At 63.9% G+C, this 20,427-nt stretch carries 19 protein-coding genes; 3 read left to right on the top strand and 16 right to left on the bottom strand.

Annotation, left to right across the window (positions count from 1 at the left end; genetic code table 11):
* Positions 1–17 precede the first annotated feature (17 nt).
* From IEW02_RS23260 to IEW02_RS23245, 4 genes are all read right to left on the bottom strand, one after another.
* Positions 18–647, bottom strand: coding sequence for a cysteine hydrolase family protein (locus tag IEW02_RS23260; protein ID WP_188547466.1), 630 nt, complete (start codon positions 645–647; stop codon positions 18–20).
* A 79-nt stretch (positions 648–726) separates the two neighbouring features.
* Entirely contained in the window at positions 727–1,545 is an 819-nt protein-coding gene (locus IEW02_RS23255; protein ID WP_188547464.1) for an alpha/beta fold hydrolase, read from the bottom strand.
* Positions 1,542–2,507 (bottom strand): NAD-dependent epimerase/dehydratase family protein, encoded by a 966-nt coding sequence (locus IEW02_RS23250; RefSeq protein ID WP_188547462.1) that lies wholly within the window; start codon positions 2,505–2,507, stop codon positions 1,542–1,544. The genes IEW02_RS23255 and IEW02_RS23250 overlap by 4 nt, the downstream gene beginning before the upstream one ends.
* 114 nt (positions 2,508–2,621) lie before the next feature.
* Entirely contained in the window at positions 2,622–3,521 is a 900-nt protein-coding gene (locus IEW02_RS23245) for a LysR family transcriptional regulator (RefSeq protein WP_188547460.1), read from the bottom strand.
* Between the two features lie 138 nt (positions 3,522–3,659).
* On the opposite strand from IEW02_RS23245, the gene IEW02_RS23240 reads away from it, so the two are divergent.
* On the top strand, positions 3,660–5,387 hold the full coding sequence (locus tag IEW02_RS23240) for an acetolactate synthase catalytic subunit (protein ID WP_188547458.1): 1,728 nt from the start codon (positions 3,660–3,662) through the stop codon (positions 5,385–5,387).
* Positions 5,388–5,461: 74 nt separating this feature from the next.
* Here the strand turns inward: IEW02_RS23240 and IEW02_RS23235 are convergent, their stop codons facing one another.
* Genes IEW02_RS23235 through IEW02_RS23220 form a run of 4 tightly spaced genes read right to left on the bottom strand, consistent with a single transcriptional unit; the run spans position 5,462 to position 9,198 of the window.
* The gene (locus IEW02_RS23235) at positions 5,462–6,334 is read right to left on the bottom strand and encodes an alpha/beta fold hydrolase (protein WP_188547456.1); all 873 of its coding nucleotides are present in this window, start codon (positions 6,332–6,334) and stop codon (positions 5,462–5,464) included.
* Positions 6,335–6,378: 44 nt separating this feature from the next.
* Entirely contained in the window at positions 6,379–7,422 is a 1,044-nt protein-coding gene (gene dmpG, locus IEW02_RS23230; protein ID WP_188547454.1) for a 4-hydroxy-2-oxovalerate aldolase, read from the bottom strand.
* Positions 7,419–8,366 carry an acetaldehyde dehydrogenase (acetylating) gene (locus IEW02_RS23225; protein ID WP_188547452.1) on the bottom strand — a complete coding sequence of 316 codons (948 nt, stop codon included), beginning with the start codon at positions 8,364–8,366 and terminating at the stop codon, positions 7,419–7,421. Before IEW02_RS23225 ends, dmpG begins: the two co-directional genes overlap by 4 nt.
* Positions 8,367–8,406: 40 nt before the next feature.
* On the bottom strand, positions 8,407–9,198 hold the full coding sequence (locus IEW02_RS23220) for a 2-keto-4-pentenoate hydratase (protein ID WP_188547450.1): 792 nt from the start codon (positions 9,196–9,198) through the stop codon (positions 8,407–8,409).
* A 47-nt stretch (positions 9,199–9,245) separates the two neighbouring features.
* On the opposite strand from IEW02_RS23220, the gene IEW02_RS23215 reads away from it, so the two are divergent.
* On the top strand, positions 9,246–9,998 hold the full coding sequence (locus tag IEW02_RS23215) for an IclR family transcriptional regulator (protein ID WP_188547448.1): 753 nt from the start codon (positions 9,246–9,248) through the stop codon (positions 9,996–9,998).
* Between the two features lie 26 nt (positions 9,999–10,024).
* Here the strand turns inward: IEW02_RS23215 and IEW02_RS23210 are convergent, their stop codons facing one another.
* The 5 genes from IEW02_RS23210 to IEW02_RS23190 form a co-directional block, all read right to left on the bottom strand.
* Positions 10,025–10,795, bottom strand: a complete 771-nt coding sequence (locus IEW02_RS23210; protein ID WP_229746261.1) for an SDR family oxidoreductase — start codon at positions 10,793–10,795, stop codon at positions 10,025–10,027.
* Positions 10,796–12,181, bottom strand: coding sequence for an MFS transporter (locus IEW02_RS23205; protein WP_188547446.1), 1,386 nt, complete (start codon positions 12,179–12,181; stop codon positions 10,796–10,798).
* Positions 12,182–12,221: 40 nt separating this feature from the next.
* Positions 12,222–13,319 (bottom strand): alcohol dehydrogenase catalytic domain-containing protein, encoded by a 1,098-nt coding sequence (locus tag IEW02_RS23200; RefSeq protein WP_371829992.1) that lies wholly within the window; start codon positions 13,317–13,319, stop codon positions 12,222–12,224.
* 67 nt (positions 13,320–13,386) lie between these two features.
* Positions 13,387–14,001 (bottom strand): cysteine hydrolase family protein, encoded by a 615-nt coding sequence (locus IEW02_RS23195; RefSeq protein ID WP_188547442.1) that lies wholly within the window; start codon positions 13,999–14,001, stop codon positions 13,387–13,389.
* 37 nt (positions 14,002–14,038) lie between these two features.
* Positions 14,039–15,112: an LLM class flavin-dependent oxidoreductase gene (locus IEW02_RS23190; RefSeq protein ID WP_188547440.1), complete on the bottom strand. Its 1,074-nt coding sequence runs from the start codon at positions 15,110–15,112 to the stop codon at positions 14,039–14,041.
* Positions 15,113–15,680: 568 nt separating this feature from the next.
* Here IEW02_RS23190 and IEW02_RS23185 point away from each other — a divergent pair.
* Positions 15,681–16,427 (top strand): GntR family transcriptional regulator, encoded by a 747-nt coding sequence (locus IEW02_RS23185; protein ID WP_188547438.1) that lies wholly within the window; start codon positions 15,681–15,683, stop codon positions 16,425–16,427.
* Between the two features lie 78 nt (positions 16,428–16,505).
* Here the strand turns inward: IEW02_RS23185 and IEW02_RS23180 are convergent, their stop codons facing one another.
* Genes IEW02_RS23180 through IEW02_RS23170 form a run of 3 tightly spaced genes read right to left on the bottom strand, consistent with a single transcriptional unit; the run spans position 16,506 to position 20,335 of the window.
* Positions 16,506–17,447: a 3-carboxyethylcatechol 2,3-dioxygenase gene (locus tag IEW02_RS23180; RefSeq protein WP_188547663.1), complete on the bottom strand. Its 942-nt coding sequence runs from the start codon at positions 17,445–17,447 to the stop codon at positions 16,506–16,508.
* Positions 17,448–17,449: 2 nt separating this feature from the next.
* Complete coding sequence (locus IEW02_RS23175) at positions 17,450–18,361, bottom strand: alpha/beta fold hydrolase (protein WP_188547436.1); 912 nt, start codon at positions 18,359–18,361, stop codon at positions 17,450–17,452.
* A 42-nt stretch (positions 18,362–18,403) separates the two neighbouring features.
* Complete coding sequence (locus IEW02_RS23170) at positions 18,404–20,335, bottom strand: FAD-dependent monooxygenase (RefSeq protein ID WP_188547434.1); 1,932 nt, start codon at positions 20,333–20,335, stop codon at positions 18,404–18,406.
* Positions 20,336–20,427 lie beyond the last annotated feature (92 nt).

Here is a 20,427-nt window from a genome sequence, read left to right as displayed (position 1 = left end):
GTGAGTGTCGTTGCGGCTCAGGGGGTGTGTTGCACGGACGGGGGTGCAACGGATTCGTTCAATGCGGCTCTCACGTCGTCGACGGAGGTGATCGAAGCCAGAGCACCGAGCGACGCGACGGCCGCGTTGTGCACGTCGAGGGTGGCCGCCGAGCACGCGTCTTCGACAATCACGACTCGATACCCGAGGTCGGTGGCGACGCGGGCCGTGCTCTCCACCGACACGTTGGTCGCGACGCCACAGAACAGGACGGTGGTGATGCCTCGCGAGGTGAGTTCGAGACTCATTCGCTCGGAGAATCCGCCCACTCGCTTGTGGGTGATGACGATATCGGCCGACTGCAGTCCGACCTCGTCGACGATCTCCGCCGCGTTCGATCCGTCCTGCATGCATCCCAGGACTGGAATGTCCGCGAGTATCGGGGAATTGGGAACGAGATCGGAGTAGTCCGGTGCGAATGCTATGCGCGTGAAGATGGTGGTGCACCCTGCTCGGCGACCGGCATCGAGCAGGTCGGCGATGCGGGAGAGGACGTTTCGGTGCCGGACCTGTTGGTGAAACATTCCGGCGAGCGCGCCGGTGGGTCCGACCACGTCGCCCTGACAGTGTATGGCGACGACGGCGGTGGTGCGAGGGTCGAGTTCCATGGTGAGCTCCTGTGCTGAGGTTCAGCTGTACGAATCGTGTTGTGCTGGAGGGATTTCCGCACGGGATAGGGCGCGCCGATCAGTCGCGCGCGTGTGTGAGAAAGTGCGAGACCGAGTCCTCGAAACGGTCGGCTCGCTCGAGGGGAAACCAGTGTCCGGTGTCGGCGAAGACGTGCAGTTCGGCGTGCGGGAGCGATTGGGCCAGCGTGATGCTGTTCGAGACCGGGACGACTTTGTCGTGGCGGCCGTGCAGGACCAGTGTCCGGTGTTCGATCGTCGGGAGGAGTTTTTCGAGGTCAGTGGAGGGCGGAGCTGCGCCGCCTCGGAAGAAGCATTGGATGGCCTCGTGGGCCCCGGGGAGCGCGCTGAGGGTGTAGCGGCGTTCGACGAGGGATTCGGTGACTATGCCGGGCCGGTGGACGAAGCACTCGGTCACCAACTCGCGCATCAAGTCTCGGTCGGGTCGGTAGTTGCGCAGGAGGGTCTGCGCCGGCGAGTCCGACGGGGCGACGCGGGTACTCATCAACACGAGGTCGTCGATCCGTTCGGGTGCATCGAGCGCGAGTTGTAGTCCCACACGACCGCCGAGCGAGTTACCGATGACGCTGAAACGGTCGATTCCGAGTTCGTCGGCGAGTGCGAGAGTCTGCGAGGTCCACAGGCCGATTCCGTAGTCGCCGCGTTCCGGCTTGTCCGAGCCGCCGAAACCGAGGAAGTCCGGAGCAACGACCCTGTGGGTGCGGGCCAGTACCGGCGTCAGTGAGGACCAGGTTCCGGCCGAGGAGGCCCCCGGAGCGGCGCCGTGCAAAAGGAACACCGGAGGGCCGGACCCGGCGTCGGCGACCTCGAGCCTGTGCCCGTCGACGGTATGCAGTTTGGCCTGGACCTGCGTGGTCACGGGCGCGCTCCGGCCGTCTTCAACCGGGACAGGACGCGCTCTTCGGCATCGGTCCGCTGCCATGCGCGACGTTCCGGATCGTCGAGCAGGGCCTCGTACGCGGTCGAGATCATCTCCCTCAGGTCGAGGTACGGCGCTACCAGTCCGGCGCGTTCGGCCTTGTCGATGGCCAGAATTGTGTTTTCGTTGCTGAACGGGAAGACGCAGTCTGCGTTGTCGAAGGTGTCGCGGTCTTCCCCTGTCGGACCACCTCCGACCGCACGGGTGTCGGCCGAGCGGCCGACGATCTCGGCGCAGACGTCCACGAATCCTTGTAGCGAGGTGTTGCACCTTTTCGAGGCGACGTTGTAGACGTCGAAGCCGTGGCCGGGGAGTTCGACTGCGCGTGCCAATGCTTCTGCGGCGTGGTCGCGGTAGATGTATTGGTGTACTGCCTGCCCGTCGCCGGGCAGGAGGATCTGAGCTCCGTCGAGTATGCGATTGAGTACGAACTCCTCCCGCGGGATGAAGTTGCGCGGGCCGAGAACGAGCGGCAGGCGGACAACGACCGAGTGCGCATCTGTGCGGACCGAGGAAATTGCGCGCTCGCATGCAATCTTGTCGACGGCATAGCGGCCCCACAGCGGATGCGGGCCGTAGTCGATGTCCTCGGTCCACGGGATGACCGGGTCGGGTCGAACGACGTTCACTGTGGAGCAATGGACCCACCGTTCCACGTCCGGCAGGGCGGCGAGCAGTGATGCTGTCTGATCGCCGGTGTATGCGGACAGGTCGAGGACGGTGTCGAAGTGTTCGGTGGCCAGGCGCGTCAGGTCGTCCGCGTTGTTTCGATCTCCCACGACGGATCGGACGGATCCGATCCAGTCGGGTTCCCTACTGCCGCGGTGGAACACCGTCACGTCGTGGCCGGCGTCCAGCAGACGACGTACTGCGATGACGCCGACGAAACGCGTGCCTCCCATGACAAGGACTTTCATCGGACAACGACCGTCTCGGCGGTGTGTGCACTCATGCACACAGGTCATCATCTACCTCGAGTCACAGTCCAATAGAACCTTGACCGTCGGCGATAACATCTAGTGATTGCCGATGTCGTCCCGCCGTTCGCGACACATCCGCACGAAAGAAACCAGCACTGGTTCGTCCCGCCTGTGTTGCCAGGCCACGCCGAAACCGAAGCGCGGCACCGGTGGGGCAAACTTTCTGATGACCACCTTGTCGGATCGCAAGGTCGAGGCTCGTTCGCTGTCCACGACGGCGACCCCCCGGTTGCCGTCGACGGCCGCCATCAGATGCTCCGGGTCCGGTTCCCAGACAATGCTGGTCGGCGGATCGTCACCGAAGATGTCTCGTTGCATCTCGTCGAAGTATCCGGGCGCCTGAGCACGCGGCCAACTGATCAGGGTTTCGCCGCTCAGGTCGCCGCGTTCGATCCGGTGTTTGGCCGCGAGCCGATGATCGACCGGACAGACGACCACAGCCTCGGTGTCACCGAGCCTGAGCACGTCGATGTCCGGTTCGTTGTCCAGTGGAAGCCGGACGAACGCCGCATCGACATCTCCTGCACGCAGCATCTCGACATTGCGCGCGGTCCAGGCGACATCGCGAGTCACCTCTACGCCCGGATAGCGCTCGGAAAATTCGTTGACCAACGTATCCGGCAATCCGAAGGCAACCGAGCGCGTCAAGACGATGCGGAGCGTTCCGGCTCGTCCGTCTCCGGACGCGCGCACCCGTGTCAGAGTGCGTTCGACCTGATCGAGGATGGCCTGGCCCTCCTCCAGCAGAACCCGCCCCGCTTCGGTCAGAGTGACTCCGTGCGAGTTTCGTTCGAAAAGCTTCACACCACACTCTTTTTCGAACACCTTGATCTGTTGCGACAACCCTGGCTGGGCAAGGTGCAATCGCTCGGCTGCCCGCCCGAAGTGCAGTTCTTTGGCGAGGACGACGAAATACTCGAGCCGTCGAAGGTTCACCTCGAAACCATAAGCATTGCTTCTTGCAATCGCAAAGAGTCCTATTGGACGTCGCGCCCGGTCCTCCCGCAGGCTGAACGCCGAGGCCGATCACCTTCACGGTATCCGCGGCCGAACGACATCACGAAGGGCTTACACGTGTCCGAGCAATCTCCAGGATCACCTTTTACGGTCGCCGATGCACTGGCCGCCGGTCTGCAGAGACACGGCGTCACAGTCATCTTCGGTCAGTCTTTGCCGTCGGCGCTGATGCTGGCTGCCCCGAGATTCGGCATTCGCCAATTGGCGTACCGCACCGAGAATGCGGCCGGCACGATGGCCGATGGGTTCGCACGAGTATCGAACACGATCTCGGTCGTGGCGGCGCAGAACGGCCCGGCCGCTACTCTGCTGGTTCCGCCGCTTGCCGAGGCTACCAAGGCATCGGTGCCCATACTTGCACTCGTGCAGGATGTTCCGCGGTCGAACCGGGACCGCAATGCTTTCCAGGAGTTCGATCACGGCGATCTGTTCCGCTCGTGCTCGAAGTGGTTGCGCACGCTCGACGATCCCGCTCGCGTGGACGACTATCTGGACATGGCCATCACCGCGGCCACATCGGGTAGGCCGGGACCCGCGGTCCTCATGCTGCCTCGCGACGTTCTGATCGAGCCGGTTACGGGCCCGAGACGCCGCTCCGCCGTTCTCGGACATTTCCCTCTCGACCCCGTTCGACCGGCGGCAGAACGGATTACCGAAGCTGCTGCGGTCATCGCCTCCGCCGAACGCCCGCTGGTGATCGCCGGCGGCGGTGTACACCTGGCCGGGGCGGCTCACGTTCTCGCCGATCTGCAGGAGCGGGTCGGCCTTCCCGTGGCGACCACGAACATGGGCAAAGGATCGGTCGACGAACGAAACCCTCTGTCGGTCGGAGTGATCGGCAACTACATGGGACCTACGAGCGCGACGCACGGGCTGCGCTCTATGGTGACCGATGCTGACGTGATCGTGCTGATCGGTACGCGCACGAACGAGAACGGGACCGATGCATGGAGTCTGATTCCCGACGGTGCCACATTGATTCACATCGATATCGATTCCAACGAGGTCGGCCGCAACTACGAAGCGATTCGTGTGGTCGGGGATGCACGCCTCGCCGTGACAGACCTGCTCGCCGCTCTCGACAAGTTGGACCTCGGAAAGCGGCGTGCTGCAGTCGATTCCATTCATGCGCGTATCGCCGAGGCGCGCGTCGAGCATGCCAAGGCAGTGCTGGATATCCTCACACCTGCCGAGGGCCCGATTCGCCCGGAGCTCGTGGCGAACGAGATCGACAACTTGCTCGACGAAGACACCATCGTGACCGCAGATGCGAGCTACTCGTCCATCTGGTTGGGGAACTACCTTCGCGCCCGACGTCCGGGGCAGCGGTTTCTCTCACCCCGCGGGCTTGCGGGTCTGGGCTGGGGAATGCCTCTGGCGATGGGCGCCAAGGTCGCCCGACCCGAAGCGACGGTCTTCTGCCTCACCGGTGACGGCGGGTTCGGGCACGTGTGGTCGGAATTCGAGACCGCCGTCCGCGAGAACCTACCGGTCATCGTTGTCCTGTTGAACAACGGCATCCTCGGCTTCCAGAAACACGTGGAGTTGGTGCAGTTCGGGCAGTACACCGACGCCGTGACGTTCGCTGCGGTCGATCACGCCGCCATTGCGCGAGCGTGCGGCGCGGACGGTGTGCGGGTCACCGACGCCGCCGAGGTCGGTGATGCCCTTGCCAAGGCCGTGGCCTCGGGCCGGCCCACTCTCGTGGAGATCATCACCGATCCGTCCGCCTACCCACCCATCACAGGGTGGTCCGGGGTGTCGGACGAGGTCATGTCCCGGTAGAACCGCCGCCCCGACTATCCCGGTGCGCTTCGTGCGCACCGGGATTCGCCGAGACCTTCCGATTACAAGTCCTGTCACCGCTCCCGAATGCTGATATGGCGTGCGAGAAAGCGTCCGACCACCTCGTTGAACTCGTCCGATCGCTCCACCTGCGACCAATGGCCGCATTGGCTGAAGATGTGCGCGTCGGCGTTCGGGATCACGTTGAGCAGTTCCCAGGTACGCGAAACCGGGATGACCACGTCCTGAACCCCGTGAATCAACAACACCGGGATGTCGAGCTTGCCGAGTACGTCGAAGTCCAGGGGCAACTCCGTACGGTCTCGGTCGCGTGCGGCAACGACCTCTGCCAACCGGTCGGTGGCGGTGTCGTTGAGAGCCGACTGGTATCGCAGCGACACCAGAGTGTCGGTGACCAACGACGTGTCGACGACGAACTGCTCCAGCGTGCGCCGGACACCGTCCTCGGACAGCGTGGGAGCAGAGTGCCCTTTCAGCGCAGCGGTCAGCTTCGCACCGCCTGTCCCCATCGACACCACGCCGAGCAACCGTTCGGGAAAATCGATCGCGAACTGGAACGCCAACCATCCCCCGAGTGAGTTCCCGACAATCCACGTCTTGTCGATGCCCAGGGCGTCGAGCACCCGGACGGCGTGGCGGACCCATTCGCGGATACCGTATTTCGTGCCGTCAGCGACGATGCTCTGCCCATATCCGATCGAGTCGATCGCGATGCATCGACCGTGCTTGCTGAGTTCGGGCAGGTTGAGCCACCAGTTCGCGGCGGCGGTGACTCCAGTTCCGGATCCGTGCAGGAACAGGATCGGCGTGCCCTCGCCGAGCTCGTGATAGTGGGTCAGTTCACCGGCGGCGGTGGGCAACCACTTGTCCTCCAAACCGAAGAAATCGTCGGTGACGTAGTCGGGCGTGGCAATGGATGTGCTCATGGTGTCGCTCCTTGACGTGACGGTCGTGTGAGGTGTTCGGTCCCTCAGCTTTTGGATGCCACCAGGTCCAGCGCGATGTCGGTGATCAGGTCCTCCTGACCACCGACCAGTCCTCGCTCACCGACGGCGAGAAGGATTGCGCGGGTGTCGAGTCCGTACTGCTTCGCCGCGGTTTCTGCGTGCCGCAGGAAGCTGGAGTACACCCCGGCATAGCCGAGGGTCAGCGTTTCCCGATCGACCTGCACCGGCCGATCCTGCAAGGGGCGGACGATATCGTCGGCGGCATCCTGGAGGCCGAACAGGTCGCAGTTGTGCTTCCACCCGTACAGGTCGGCGACAGCGACGAACGGTTCGATCGGACAGTTACCGGCCCCGGCGCCGTGACCGGCAAGAGATGCATCGACGCGGGTGACGCCCTCTTCCACGGCGACAACGGAGTTGGCGACGGACAGCGACAGGTTCTGGTGGGCGTGGATGCCGATCTGCGTGCCCGGATCGAGCACGTCCCGGTACGCCCGCACCCGATCGCGGACCCCGTCCATCGTCAGCCGGCCGCCGGAGTCGGTGACGTAGACACATTGCGCACCATACGATTCCATCAGCTTCGCCTGCTCGGCCAGCTGCGCCGGTTCGGCAAGGTGCGACATCATCAAAAACCCCGATACGTCCATACCCAGCTCGCGCGCCTTCGTGATGTGCTGAGCAGAGACGTCGGCTTCGGTGCAGTGGGTGGCCACCCGCACCGACGTCACGCCGAGCTTGAACGCGTGTTCGAGCTCGGCCACGGTGCCCACCCCGGGCAGCAGTAGCGTGGTGAGCTTGGCGCGGTGCACCACGGCGGCGGCGGCTTCGATCCACTCCCAGTCGGAGTTGCTGCCCGGTCCGTAGGTGAGGCTGTGGCCGGCGAGACCGTCGCCGTGGGTGACTTCGATGGCGTCCACACCGGCATTGTCGAGCGCGCTCGCCACCCTCGCCACGTTCTCGGGACTGATGCGGTGCCTCATGGCGTGCATGCCATCGCGCAGGGTGACGTCCTGGATGTAGAGGGCCGCTCCGTCTTTCGCGTTCGGCCTGGTCGTGTCGGTCATCGTGCCGCCTCCAAGGACGTGTTCTGGGCAATGCGCTCCGCGACCTGGAGGGCGGCGGAGGTCATGATGTCGAGGTTGCCGGCGTAGGCGGGCAGGTAGTGGGCGGCGCCTTCGACTTCGAGGAACACCGAGACCTTCCACAGGCCCGGCCCTTTGTCGACGCCGCCGGTCAAGGTGGCGACAGATTCTTCGTCGTCGAGTTCAGTGAATTGCACTTCTTGCTTGAGTCGGTAGCCGGGGACATAGGCGGAGACCTTGTCGACCATGTCCAGAACGGACTGGCGAATCGCGTCCTGATCGGGGTTCGACACCAAAGCAAGCACGGTATCGCGCATGATCAACGGCGGCTCGGCCGGGTTGAGGACGATGATGGCTTTCCCTCGCGCGGCACCACCCACCTTTTCGATTGCTTCGGATGTGGTTTCGGTGAATTCGTCGATGTTCGCCCTCGTGCCGGGACCAGCCGATTTCGAGGCAATCGAGGCGACGATCTCGGCGTAGTGCACCGGGGTGATCGCGGAGATGGCAGCGACGATCGGGATGGTCGCCTGCCCACCGCACGTCACCATGTTCACATCCGGCGCGTCCAGGTGCTCCTCGAGATTGACTGCGGGGACGACGTACGGGCCGATGGCGGCCGGGGTGAGGTCGATCAGCCGCTTGTTGTGCGGCCGCAGGGCTTCTTCGTTCGCGAAATGTGCTTTGGCGGAGGTCGAGTCGAAGATGATGTCGATGGCGGCGAAGTCGGGGTGCTCGATCAGGCCCTGTACTCCCGAGTCCACGGTGCTGATACCCAGTCGACGCGCCCGGGCGAGACCGTCGGAGGCAGGGTCGATTCCGACGAGAACAGCAATTTCGACGTTCTTGGCTACACGTTCGAGTTTGATGACGAGGTCGGTGCCGATGTTTCCGGACCCGATCACGGCTACTTTGGTCTTGCTCATGATGTCCTTCGATTCTGTGTCGAGGTTGCCTGTGGGCGACTCACGCTGTGAATGTTGCTGACACGTCCCCGATTCCGGAGATCGTCGCCGCATAGGTCGAGCCTGCGGTGACGGCGACCATAGGGCCGAGTGCACCGGAGAGGATGACTTCGCCGGCGCGGAGCGGTGACCCGTAGGACAGGCTGGTATTGGCGAGCCACACCAGCGCCTCCCAGGGGCTGCCGAGGCAGTCCGAACCCGTTCCGGAGGAGACTTCTTCACCGTCCGCGGTCATGGTCATGGTGATCTCTGCGAGGTCCGGGCTGTCCGTGCAGGCGATGGATTCGCCCAGGACGAAGAGGCCCGACGACGCGTTGTCGGCGACGGTGTCGGCCAGACTGATGTCCCAGCCGGCGATGCGGCTGTCGACGATTTCGAACGAGGCGAAGACCCGGTCCACGAACGATGGTGCCTGCTCGGCAGAAATCGTGTCGTCGATGTCGCCGGACAGGACGAACGCGACCTCGGCCTCGATGCGCGGTTGCAGCAACTGTGCGATGTCCACGTCGGCGGCCGCCGTGACGTCGAAGTCGTCGAGCAGGACCCCGAAATCGGGTTGGTCGACCCCGAGCTGCTTCTGCACCGCAGGCGAGGTGAGGCCGATCTTGCGACCGACGACGGTCCGGCCCGAGGCAAGGAGTGTCTCGATGTTGCGCGACTGGATGCGGTAGGCGCTTTCGACATCCTCGCGCCCGATGAGGTCGCGCACCGGTGCACAGGGAGACCCCGTACGGGCGGCGGCGGCGAGTCGGTCGGCTGCTTCGGTGATGACGTGCTGTTCCACGGTGGTCATGTTTTTCACGCTATTCCTGACTGATCGGTGAGAATAGGATCTGTCCCATGAAACGGGATGAGTTGTCGGTGCTGCAGCGGTCTGCGTTGGTGCTGGGCGCCTTTCCCGGGGGCGGCGCACTGTCGCTGGCGGAGGTGGTCACACGGACGGGGCTGCCGCGCTCGACCTCGCATCGACTGCTGGTCGATCTGGTCGATCTGGGGTGGGTGTCGCGCCGCGGCACCATGTTCGAACTCGGAATGGGCCTGTTCGAACTGGGTGAACGAGTCGGACTCAAGCATCGATTGCGCACTGCAGCACTGCCGTTCATGCAGGACCTGTTCGCCGTGACCGAGCAGACCGTGCACCTGGCGGTCCGGGACGGCCACGACGCGGTGTACGTGGAGAAGATCCACGGCCATTCGTCGCTCCCCTTGCCATCGCAGATCGGCGGCCGGTTACCGCTGACGTGCACAGCGGTCGGCAAAGCGTTGATCGCGCCCGAGGACGTCGCCGTGCGCGAGGAGATCCTGGCCCGCCCACTGCGTCGCTGCACACCTCGGTCCATCACCGATCCGAAAGTACTTCGCCGCGAACTGGACTCGATACGTCGTACCGGCGTGGCACTCGAACGCGAGGAAGCGGCCTCGGGTGGGTGCTGCCTGGCAGCACCTGTCCTGGTGTCCGGCAAACCCATTGCGGCGCTGTCGGTCTCGGTACCCACGCAGAGCTTCGCCCCTGAGCTCTTGGCACCTGCGGTGCGCACAGCAGCGCTCGCTCTGGGTCGATTGCTCGCCCGGACGTCCACCCTGGACTCCTAGCTCGGGTCTCGTGTTCGCAGACATCGTCACAGGCTGTTTCCGCCTGTGACGTCGATCGTCTGGCCGGTAATCGACTGAGACGCCGGGGACGCAAGAAACCGCACCACCGCAGCGATGTCCGCGGGCGTGGACAGTGCGCCCGACGCGGATGTCTCTGCGAATCGAGAGCGAGCGTCGGCACTTCCGCGTAACCAGGACGCGTTCATGTCGGTGTCGAGCGCGCTGGGGGCGACCGCGTTGACGGTGATCCGGCGATCCCCGAGATGCGCAGCCAAAGCCCGGGTGAACACGTTCAGCGCGCCTTTGGTCATCGCGTAGGCAAGGACGCCGGGCCGGGCGTACCGCGCGGAACCAGAAGAGATGTTGATTATCCGTCCCCCGTCGCGCAACCGCGACAGACCCATCTGCGTCACGAACACCGGCGCACGTTGGTTCAGCGCGACCTGTCGATCGAAGTCCGCGGGCTCCACGTCGTCGATGGACGCGCGCACGTTGACGCCCGCGTTGTTCACGATGATGTCGATTGTGCTCTCGAGATCGAGCATTGCCAGAGCGTGATCGACTTCCTCCCAGAGCAGCTGCGGCCCCGTCGGTTCCGTCAGATCGGCTCGAACGGGAGCCGCTTTCACACCCCGACTCCGAAGATCGAGCACGACCGCCCTCGCTGCGTCGTGGTCGGACGCGAAGTGGACGAGAACGTCGGCACCGTCCTCGGCGAGCGCGGCCGCGATGGCGGCGCCAAGCCCTCTGCTGGCCCCGGTCACCAACGCCACCTTCCCGGCGAGGACGGTCGACACCTAGACCGAGCCCAGCTCTTTGGACCTGTCGGCGACTGTTGTCGGCGCACCCGAATGACCGCTGTCGGCTACGAGTTGCATCGCGGCGCCGCTGCGGCCCCACCCTCCTGGCAGCAGGATCACCGAGACGATCGAGATGACGGAGACGACGATGAGATAGATGACGATCGAGACACTCGAACCTGTGGCGGCGTACAGGGCGGTGGCGATCGTCGGCGCGAAGGCCGAGCCCACGACCTGCGAGATGGTGTATCCGATGGACACGCCGGAGTAGCGGACGTCCGCGTCGAAGACCATCGAGAACAACGAACCGGTGACGCCGGCCGCGGGGGCCATCGCGATACCGAACACCAGGACCAGAGCGGTCATGAACAGCCACGGGTTGCCGGTGTTGATCAGCATGAACGCGGGCCCGATGACCACCCCCATGGCAACGGCGCCGATGAGGTACATGGTCTTGCGTCCGAAGGTGTCCGACATCGAGCCGAACACGGGATACAGCACCACCGCCACGATTCCCGCGACGAAAACACCTGCCAGCGCCTGTGTTCGGGTGATCTCGGAGACGTTTGTTCCGTATGAGACGAGGTATGCCATGCAGATGTAGGCGAACACTCCCTGGCTCAGGTAGGTGCCGGCGATCAGGAGAATTTCCTTGCGGTGCTTGCGGAATGCCTCGACGATCGGCATGCGCGTGACTGCGTTGGTGTCGACGACCTTCTCGAAGTCCGGGCTTTCCTCGAGGGAGAGGCGGATGACGAGTCCGACGACGATCAGAACAGAACTGACCAGGAACGGTATGCGCCACCCCCAGCTGAGGAACTGGTCGTCCGGCAGTTGCGACACGGCGAAGAATGCCAGTGTCGCCAGGCTGACGCCGGCCGGCGCGCCCATCTGAGAGAACGAGCCGAAGAAGCCCTTCTTGGACTTGGGGGCATGCTCGACGGCCATCAGCGTTGCGCCACCCCATTCGCCACCGACGGCAAAACCCTGGAGAAGCCTCAGCAGCGTGAGCAGGATGGGTGCCGCGATGCCGATGCTGGCGTAGCCGGGGAGCAAGCCCATCAGGAATGTTGCTGCGCCCATGCCGACGAGGGAGAGAACGAGCATTTTCTTGCGGCCCAGGCGGTCGCCGTAGTGGCCGAACACGACTCCGCCGAGGGGGCGGGCGAGGAAGCCGACGCCGAAGGTGGCGAACGAGAGCAGTACGCCCATGAGCGGGGAGGCGTCGGGGAAGAACAGTTTCGGGAACACCAGTGCGGCGGCGGTCCCGTAGATGAAGAAGTCGTAGTACTCGACGGTGGTGCCGATGAAACTGGCCATCGCCACGCGTAGCGGCGAACTCGCTTTCGGTTGTCCCGCATGGGGTATCGACCGTGTGCTCATTGTCGGTTCCGTTCGTTCCGGTGTAGCGGGAGGATGCGGGTCAGGGCACGCTGATGAAATTGGTGAATCCGCCGTGGCGGGCGGGGAGGTCGTCGAGGGCTTCGTTGATCTTCTCGAGAGGGAATGTGTGGTGTTCGAACACCGAGAGGTCGAGCATGCCGGTCGAGGCGAGGTCCGCCATGTCCTGCGCTTCGGCGGTGGAGAACCAGAGGCTTCCCAGGACGGAGATCTGAGAGCACATCATCGAAAAGAGGTCCAGCGCCGACTTTTCCATCATGCCGCCGATGTCGACGGCGATGCCTCCGCGGCGCAGGGTCGCGAGCGCGTCGGTGATCGATTCGGCGGGAGCACCCGGCCCGACCGAGCTGATGACGATGTCGGCGCCGTCGCCGCCATTGTGTTCGCGGAGCCAGTCCCCGAGGTTGCCGTCGCCGATCGGAAGGACTTCGATGCGGTCGGGTGCGATGGCTTTGACGTCGGCGAGAAGTTCTGCGTTGCGGCCGGTTCCGAAGATTTTGGTGACGCCGAATGCCAGGGCGTTCAGGCAGGCGCCGAGGCCGAGGGTTCCGGAGATGCCGTCGATGAGCACCGTCTTGCCCGGTCCGGCGCCGGCTTTGCGGAGAGCGGAGAAGGAGGTGCCGAGGTAGCCGAAACGGGCGCCTTCCTCGAAGCTGACCGAGTCCGGGAGTTTCACCAGGTTGCGCTGCGGCGCGGTCAGGTATTCCCCCAGTCCCCCGTACGGGTAGGCGTCGAACAGCTTCTGGCCCTCGGCGCCGAATGCGAAGTAGCCCATGAAGGTGTACTTGTCGCAGTTCTGGTCCTGACCCTCGCGGCACGCCCGGCAGGCGCCACACGAGAGTCCCGGGTTGACGTAGACGCGGTCGCCGACCATAACGTCGGTGACGTGTTCGCCGACTGCGGAGACCACACCGGCGGAGTCGAGGCCGAACACGGCAGGAAGCTTCGGCAACGGGAGGTAGGGGAACCATTCGGCGTAGGTGGCGAGGACGTTGCGCAGGTTCGGAACGACGTTGCAGGCCTTGACCTGGACGACCACGTCGGTCGGGCGGGGGGTGGGGATGGGAACGTACTCGAGGGTCATGGGCTGGTTGATCTCGTGCAGCCTGGCCACCAGCATGTCGGTCGTCACTGTGCTACTCCTGCGTGGGTTCTGTGTTCGGGCAATTCGGATCGTGCGGTGCCGCTCATGCGTGGCTCGCGGCGGAGCTGAGGGCAGTGGTGACGTCGGAGATGGTGACGATTTCGGCCAGCAGGCCGAGCGATTCGATACTGGCAGCGTGCGATTCGGGTGTCGCGGCCGAGCAGGCGTCGTCGACGACGACGACTCGGTACCCGAGATCGCTTGCGTTGCGGGCAGTTCCTTCGACGGAGAAGTTGGTCGCGACGCCGGCGAATACCGTTGTCGTGATGCCCTTCGACCGGAGGGTGTCTTCGAGGGTGCTGTTCTGGAAGCCGCCGACGCGCTGATGCGTCACGACGACGTCGCCGTCTTTCGGGGTCAGCGGTTCGACGATCTCGGCGAGCGGGGCGCCCTCCTGCAGGCAGCCGGACTGCTGCACGATGCCGAGGATCGGGGAGTTGACCTCGAGGTCCGACAGATCGGGCTTCCAGGCGACGCGAGTGAAGACGACGGTGCCGCCCGCGTCGCGTATCTGGTCTGCGAGACCGGCGATCTTGGCGATGACGTCTCGTTCGACGACCTGGTTGTAGAAGAAGTCCGCGAATGCGCCGTCGGGTCCGACGACATCGCCTTGGGCGTGTACGACGATCAGTGCGGTGGTGCGGGGGTCGAGCTCCATTGTGGTTCTCCTGAGAATGTCTGTGCGAGTGTGTAGTTCAGGCGTGGGCGAGGATGGAACGGCCGATGTTGTCGATGTCGCGTTGCGCGGTGAACGGATTCGACAGGAACACCTGGGTGATGTCGACGCCGGATTCGAGCATCAGCGAGGTCTTTTCCCGGAGTTCGGCGGGTGATCCGTACAGGCACCAGTAGTCGACCAGTTCCTTGGTGATGATCGGTCGATGTTTCGGGTCGAGGCCGCGCAGATATTTCGCCCAGGTGTCGAGGTAGTGCGGCTGATCGGCAGCGGTCGGGTCTCCGAGGTACTGCTGAGCCGCGGTGATGGAGGCGTCGACGATGGAATCGCCGAGCACGTCGCGGTGGTTGTTCATCAAGCCGGAGTTGGTGATGCACGAGCTGATCGGACCGGAGCCGAAGCCGTTGGTGACTCCGTCTTCCCAGGTCTCGCCGTTCTCGAGTTGGTAGAACCACGACAGGGATACCAGTTTCACCGAGCCCGGCGCGCGACCCGCGTTGGCGACGGCCTCGTCGAGGCGGGTACGGATCAGTTTGATCATGTCGGGGTTCGGACCGAGGCAGTAGACGATGGCGTCGGCGTATTTGACTGCTTCTGCCAGACCTCTCGGTCCGCCGGCGGCGACCCAGATCGGGATGTGGTCCTTGACGTTGTAGAAGCCGCTTTCCTTGTCGAGGAACTCGACCTCGCGTTCCTGCCCGAGCCACTTGTGCACGGTTCGCTTCCCGGCCATCAGATCTCGCGACACTTCGATGGCGTGCATCAGTTCGGTGATCTTGGCGGTGCGGTTGCCCATCGAGCGTAGGGCGTTGTTCGCGGTGCCGATACCGAGGTAGGTCCGGCCCGGAGCCAGCGCGTTGAGTGTGGCCATCGAGTTGGCGGTGACGGGGGCGATTCTGGTGAGCGGGTTGGTCACCATGGTGCCCAGCTTGATCGTGCTCGTTTCACGGGCGGCCAACGCCAAGAACTGGTACGGGTCGCTGAACAGCAATGGCCCCTCTCCGACGCCGAAGTGGGTGACGCCGAGATCTTCGGCTTGTTTGACCATCGAGACTTGGTCGATCTTGGCGCACGTTCCGATGCTGAATTCCATGTGGCTTGACTCTCCTTACGGACTCGGCAGCGTTGCCGACGGTGGTCGAGACGGATACGCCCGCTCCGACCCGTCAGTCGGAACAATCCCAACCACAGCTGGAATGCTAGCGTTCCAGATCACGATAACCGACGGTGATCCAGACCACAAGGGTGAGATGCCAGCGATCGAGAACACACCGGGCCGCCGAGCTAGCGGCGTCCATACCGAACGGCTGGCGACTTCCGCGGAAGCAAGCCAATAAGGATGGAAGTCCGGCGAGCGAGCGCCGAGTCACGACACATCCACAGCGGTAGACGCAGAACTCTGCGAACCAGGCATTCGTTGCGAATCTTTGCTACTCGGTTGGCACTACGAGCTCGGGGCTCTAGATGATTCATCACTGGGCAGGTAATAGAATGCTAGCCTTCCAATTCGGGTGCAGGAAGATGCGGCATACGGAAGCTAGAATTCGAAAGTCATGCATTCTCAGGAAGGTTCGGTTCATGACTGTTCACCAGACGCAGCCCCGATTTTCCTCGATGCGCGCCGCATCCGGTCCACTGTTGACCCCAGTGATCACTGCACCATGACCGCGTCGGACGCAGCGCAGGACCGAGCCGACGAGGCCACCGCCGCGGCGGTGGCCAGTGTGCGACTCACCGGCGCCAGGCTCTCCTCGGTGCTCTACGACACGCTCAAGGGACGTCTCCTAGAAGGCGCGTATGCCGCCGGCGAGAAGATCGTCGTGGAGTCCATACGGCAGGAATTCGGTGTCAGCAAACAACCGGTCATGGACGCTCTCAGGCGGTTGTCGAGCGACAAGCTGGTCGACATCGTGCCGCAGGTCGGCGTGCAGGTGGTTTCGTACTCTCGCCAGGAAGTCGAGGACTTCTTCACCCTGTTCGGCGGGTTCGAAGGCACGATCGCCGGGGTTGCTGCGCTCCGGCGCACCGACGCCCAACTTCGCGACCTCGACGCCGTGTCCGCGAACGTCGATGGCCTGATCTCCTCGGACGACGGGGCCGTACGCGCCCACGGCTACCGAGTGCAGAACCGCAACTTCCACGCCGTCATTCACGCCATGGCGCACTCACGCATCATGGCCGAGACGTCACAGCGCATGTGGGATCTGTCGGATTTCTTGATCAACACTGCGGGAGTCGACAATCCGCTCTCGAGTGCGTTGGACGATCGTCAGCACGATCACCGCAGCATCTCCGAGGCCATCCGCGCAGGCAATGCACGGTGGGCGCGAGAAGCAATGGAACACCACATCGTGGGCACGGTCGAGGTTATTCGACATGAATCCGCGAGTCGAAACCTCGCAGGCTGACGCCACCCGACGATCGACAGCCCGGACATATCGCGCTGCGACGCAATGTGTCCGGGCTCCGATCAAAATTCGGTCGGATCAGCGTTGAACGACGGTCGTCATTCCGAATCCGGCGATGAGTTCCCTGATCGGCCGGTAGTAGCTGTACTCGACCTCGTAATCGCCGGCCGCGGACATGGCGGCGTAACCGGCGATCCAGGTCCGCACCTCGTGCGAGGAGTTGCCGGCGATTCTGGTCATCTCATCCGGCGAGAAGTCGTCCAGTGGTGTGAGGTCGCCGGAGGCGAGGATGCGCATCAGATCCTGATCCCACTGCGGCGCAAGGTCTTGAATGTCCGCGGTACCCGCAGCGAAATCCCGTGCTGCGTCGATCACGCGCTGCTGACGAGCGGCGCGAGCCTCCGCCGAGATGGGCCCCCCGGTACCCATCAAAGCCTTTCGCTGCTCCGAGTTGGCCGTCGCCAGTCTCGGCACCGGCGGATCGTGCGAAAGACCGCCGGAGGAAATGACCAACACCTTCTGATCCATCGTCGACAGATACCGACCGATGGACTCGCCCAACAGACGGATCCGCTGGACGGGCGTGAACGGGGGCGCCACGGAATTTATGAACACCGGCACGACGGGTTTGGCCCCAATGTCGCTGTACATCAACTCCATCGGCTGAACCGCACCGTGGTCGACTTGCATGTCCAACGACACCGTCAGATCGATGCCGTCGCCCAAGACGTGCTCGGCGATACTGCGCGCGAGATCCTCGGGCACGTCGAGCCGGCCGGCCTGGCTGCCGTAATCGCCGATGCTCTCGGCCGCGTACCCGATGCAGAACGCCGGCATCAGCGTGTAGAAGAAGCCGTTGTAGTGATCGGGCGCGAAATTGACGATGATGTCCGGATCGAAGTCGTGGACGAACGTCCGCGCCGTGTCGAACGCTGCCTGCAGCTCCGCCGAGACGTCGCCCGGTAGCTCGGCGTGTTCGAGGAGCGGGCTGTGACTCATGGCGAGCAGTGCCAGCGACACGGTCACTGCGTCCCTGCGGTGACACGGGTGTCGCCAGATGCAGCCTGGTCGCGCCCCAACAGGAAGTCGAGGTGGATCCGGTTGAACGTCGCTGCGTCTTCGTATTGTGGCCAATGGCCGCAATTTTCGATGACGGCGAGCCGTGCGTTCGGGATGAGCGAGGCGATTCTCTCGCCCTCGTCCACCGGCCCGGAGGGGTCCTTGGTGGTCCAGACGACCAACGCTTCGGCTTGGATCGACCGGAGTTCGTCGTCAGTGATCATGTTCCGCGCGCGGACCTCCGGGTCCTGCAACGCCATGTTCATCTTGCACGCTTCGAGCCAGTCCGGCTGCTGGAATATCGCCTGTCGAGTCCTGATCAGGTCGTCAGTCACCATGGTCGGATCCGCCATCAGCCATTCGAGCCGCGCCTTGACGCGTTCCCAGCTGGGGTCTTTCGCAGCTTCCATCGACAGCGTGTACAGCCGTTCCATCACCTTGGGGTTGGCCATCGTGCCGCCCATCGTGTTGAGCGCGATGCGCTCGACGCGGTCCGGGTGCGACGCGGCGAGCCGCGCGGTGACCCACCCGCCGAGCGACTCCCCGCTGAAGTAGGCCTTCTGAGTGCCCAGTGTGTCGAGTACGTACTGGATCTGGTCGAGGTAGTGCTCGATCTCCAAGGGATGGTCCGGTTTGGTGGAGTAACCGTGACCGATGAAGTCCAATGCCCAGACGTCGAAGTGCTCTGCGTGCACTGCGAGATTGCGGACGTAGGCTTCGCCGTGGCCGGTGATGCCGTGCAGCAGAAGGAGTGTGGGCTTCGAGCTGTCGCCCGCGTGCAGGTAGCGAGTCCGGTAGGGACCTGCCTGAAGAAAGCCTTGCGAGAACTCGACCTGGTTCAAGTCGTTCCACACACTGGTGTACGGGCGTGTCATGTGAATGCGCCTTCCTTCGATTGTGTTCTCATGTCGGTTCGTTCAGCTGCCGGACGCGGAAGTGAGGGCGTCCTCTGGTGTTGCCTGAGGGACGGTGATCGGCGCCGGCGCGGTGCTGTACTGGGACTCGGCCACTCGGCCCGAGTCCGCGTCGACGGAGTCGGTGCCGCCGCGGGTATCGGCCGGACGCCCCAGAACACTTCCCAGAGCGTGCTCCAAGGTCGTGCGCGCCTCGGTGTCGTCCCAGACGGGCCCGACGTGGCGCCATGCAACGTAGCCGTCGGGGCGGACCAAGATCGCACCTGCTTCGTGGACTTCGCGGACTCGGCGCCAGTATCCGTAGGGGTCTATCGTGCCCGGCTCGCCGACGACGATCGTTCGGAGGTACGGCAAGTCGAGCGACTCGGCGGCGTGCTTCCACGCCTGCCCACCGATCCCCGTCAGCAGCGTCATCATTCCTTTGCCGGTCACGTCGAGTGTCGAGACCCGACGGCCGTCGGCACCGACCAACCAGGCGTGCGGGAGTTTTGCTCCGGGGCGGGTGGTGGCCTGTAGGTACAGTTCTCGGTCGTTTTCCCACTGCTCGTCCACGAGATCGGGGTCCGGCACGACGGCGGTCGATTCGTACCGCTGGTTGAGTTCGACTCCGTGGGCGTTGAATTCGGTGTTCTTGTGCTCCAACGCCTCGTACAGACGTTCGCGGCGGGCGACACCCTCGGGTGACGGGTCCTTCAGCTTGTCCAATCCGTCGCGTACGGGGTCCTCGCTGTCGGTGTCGAACCATTCCCGTAGTCCTGCATAGTCTTTGCGTGATTGATTGGCCCTGGCGACGATCTGCTTGCCGACCGGCACTCGCTCGGGCGAGTAGGTCTCGAGCAACTCTTTCCCGGCATATCCCTTCACAGCGAAGGCGATCTTCCAGGCGATGTTGAATGCATCCTGTACGGATGTGTTCGAGCCCAGACCGCTGCTCGGTGGGTGACGGTGTACGGCATCCCCGCCGCAGAACACCCGGCCGGACTGATAATGGTTGGCGTACTGCTGATTGACGTACCAGAACGACCGCGCCTCGATCTCGATCTGGAGATCAGGATCTCCGACGAGAGTGCGAATCTGCTCGATGACGGTCTCATCGGACACATCGGGTCGACCGTCCGCCATATCGAAACCCCACCCGGCGATCCACTGATTCCACGGCTTGATCGCACGCAGAAGTCCCATGCCGATCTCGCCGAACCCGGCTTTGGAGTTCATAATCCAGTGCAAGATGCTGGGGCGGTGCGCGACGTACTTGCTCAAGTCGGCGTTGAAGAGGATGTACGCCGTTCCCGCTCGGGCCAACTCACCTTCGAACGGCAGATCGAGCTCCTCGGCAATCTTCGATCGCGCGCCGTCGAAGCCGAGCAGATACCGCGCACGCTGCTCGAACACGTGGCCCGACCGAACATCGCGGAGGCGGACGGTCACCCCGTCCTCGTCTTGAGTGTGGCCAAGATACTCGGTGTGGAAACTGATGATGGCGCCGCGCTCGGCCGCGTTCTTGATCATCACCGGCTCCATGAGGGGCTGCGGAATGTCCAACATCGCACAGGGACTGCCGGCCAAGTAGTCGCCGTAGCGCAAATCGCCCGTCCCCCAGGTCTGCAGGCGAACGATCTCCTCACCGGCCAGACTCGTGGTGAACAGAGTGTCGCCCATCTGATCCCACGGGGTCGCGTACCGCCGCGCTTCCTCCTCGACCCCTAGATCACGCAGGACCTCGGCCGCACGCTGGTTCGTGATGTGCGCGCGAGGCGAGTTGGCTACCCAGGGGAACATCGAGACCGCATGTACGCGCACTCCGTAGGTCGCGAGGGCGAGCGCGGCTGTGCCGCCGGCCGGCCCGAGCCCGACGACGATGACGTCCGTGTCGTAACCGCTGCCGTCGTCGGGAAACGGGAGAAACGCCGGGGCTGGCAAGTCTGGGGTTTGCATGGCACCTTCTCAGAACTGTTGATGGATTCGAGGCCTCGTCGACACTCGCGGGTGATCGTCATCACTGCAACTAGCATGCCAGTTACAGCGTC

The organism is Rhodococcoides trifolii (assembly GCF_014635345.1).
In the GTDB taxonomy this organism is placed as follows: domain Bacteria; phylum Actinomycetota; class Actinomycetes; order Mycobacteriales; family Mycobacteriaceae; genus Rhodococcoides; species Rhodococcoides trifolii.
This window is presented reverse-complemented; position numbering and strand designations above follow the sequence as displayed.

What these genes read in the sequence shown, in the direction of transcription:
- IEW02_RS23260 (WP_188547466.1), bottom strand. Translation starts at nt 647, where the DNA reads ATGGAACTCGACCCTCGCACCACCGCCGTCGTCGCCATACACTGTCAG.
- IEW02_RS23250 (WP_188547462.1), bottom strand. Translation starts at nt 2,507, where the DNA reads ATGGGAGGCACGCGTTTCGTCGGCGTCATCGCAGTACGTCGTCTGCTG.
- IEW02_RS23235 (WP_188547456.1), bottom strand. Translation starts at nt 6,334, where the DNA reads ATGAGCACATCCATTGCCACGCCCGACTACGTCACCGACGATTTCTTC.
- dmpG (WP_188547454.1), bottom strand. Translation starts at nt 7,422, where the DNA reads ATGACCGACACGACCAGGCCGAACGCGAAAGACGGAGCGGCCCTCTAC.
- IEW02_RS23225 (WP_188547452.1), bottom strand. Translation starts at nt 8,366, where the DNA reads ATGAGCAAGACCAAAGTAGCCGTGATCGGGTCCGGAAACATCGGCACC.
- IEW02_RS23220 (WP_188547450.1), bottom strand. Translation starts at nt 9,198, where the DNA reads ATGACCACCGTGGAACAGCACGTCATCACCGAAGCAGCCGACCGACTC.
- IEW02_RS23215 (WP_188547448.1), top strand. Translation starts at nt 9,246, where the DNA reads ATGAAACGGGATGAGTTGTCGGTGCTGCAGCGGTCTGCGTTGGTGCTG.
- IEW02_RS23205 (WP_188547446.1), bottom strand. Translation starts at nt 12,181, where the DNA reads ATGAGCACACGGTCGATACCCCATGCGGGACAACCGAAAGCGAGTTCG.
- IEW02_RS23200 (WP_371829992.1), bottom strand. Translation starts at nt 13,319, where the DNA reads ATGCTGGTGGCCAGGCTGCACGAGATCAACCAGCCCATGACCCTCGAG.
- IEW02_RS23195 (WP_188547442.1), bottom strand. Translation starts at nt 14,001, where the DNA reads ATGGAGCTCGACCCCCGCACCACCGCACTGATCGTCGTACACGCCCAA.
- IEW02_RS23190 (WP_188547440.1), bottom strand. Translation starts at nt 15,112, where the DNA reads ATGGAATTCAGCATCGGAACGTGCGCCAAGATCGACCAAGTCTCGATG.
- IEW02_RS23185 (WP_188547438.1), top strand. Translation starts at nt 15,681, where the DNA reads ATGACCGCGTCGGACGCAGCGCAGGACCGAGCCGACGAGGCCACCGCC.
- IEW02_RS23175 (WP_188547436.1), bottom strand. Translation starts at nt 18,361, where the DNA reads ATGACACGCCCGTACACCAGTGTGTGGAACGACTTGAACCAGGTCGAG.
- IEW02_RS23170 (WP_188547434.1), bottom strand. Translation starts at nt 20,335, where the DNA reads ATGCAAACCCCAGACTTGCCAGCCCCGGCGTTTCTCCCGTTTCCCGAC.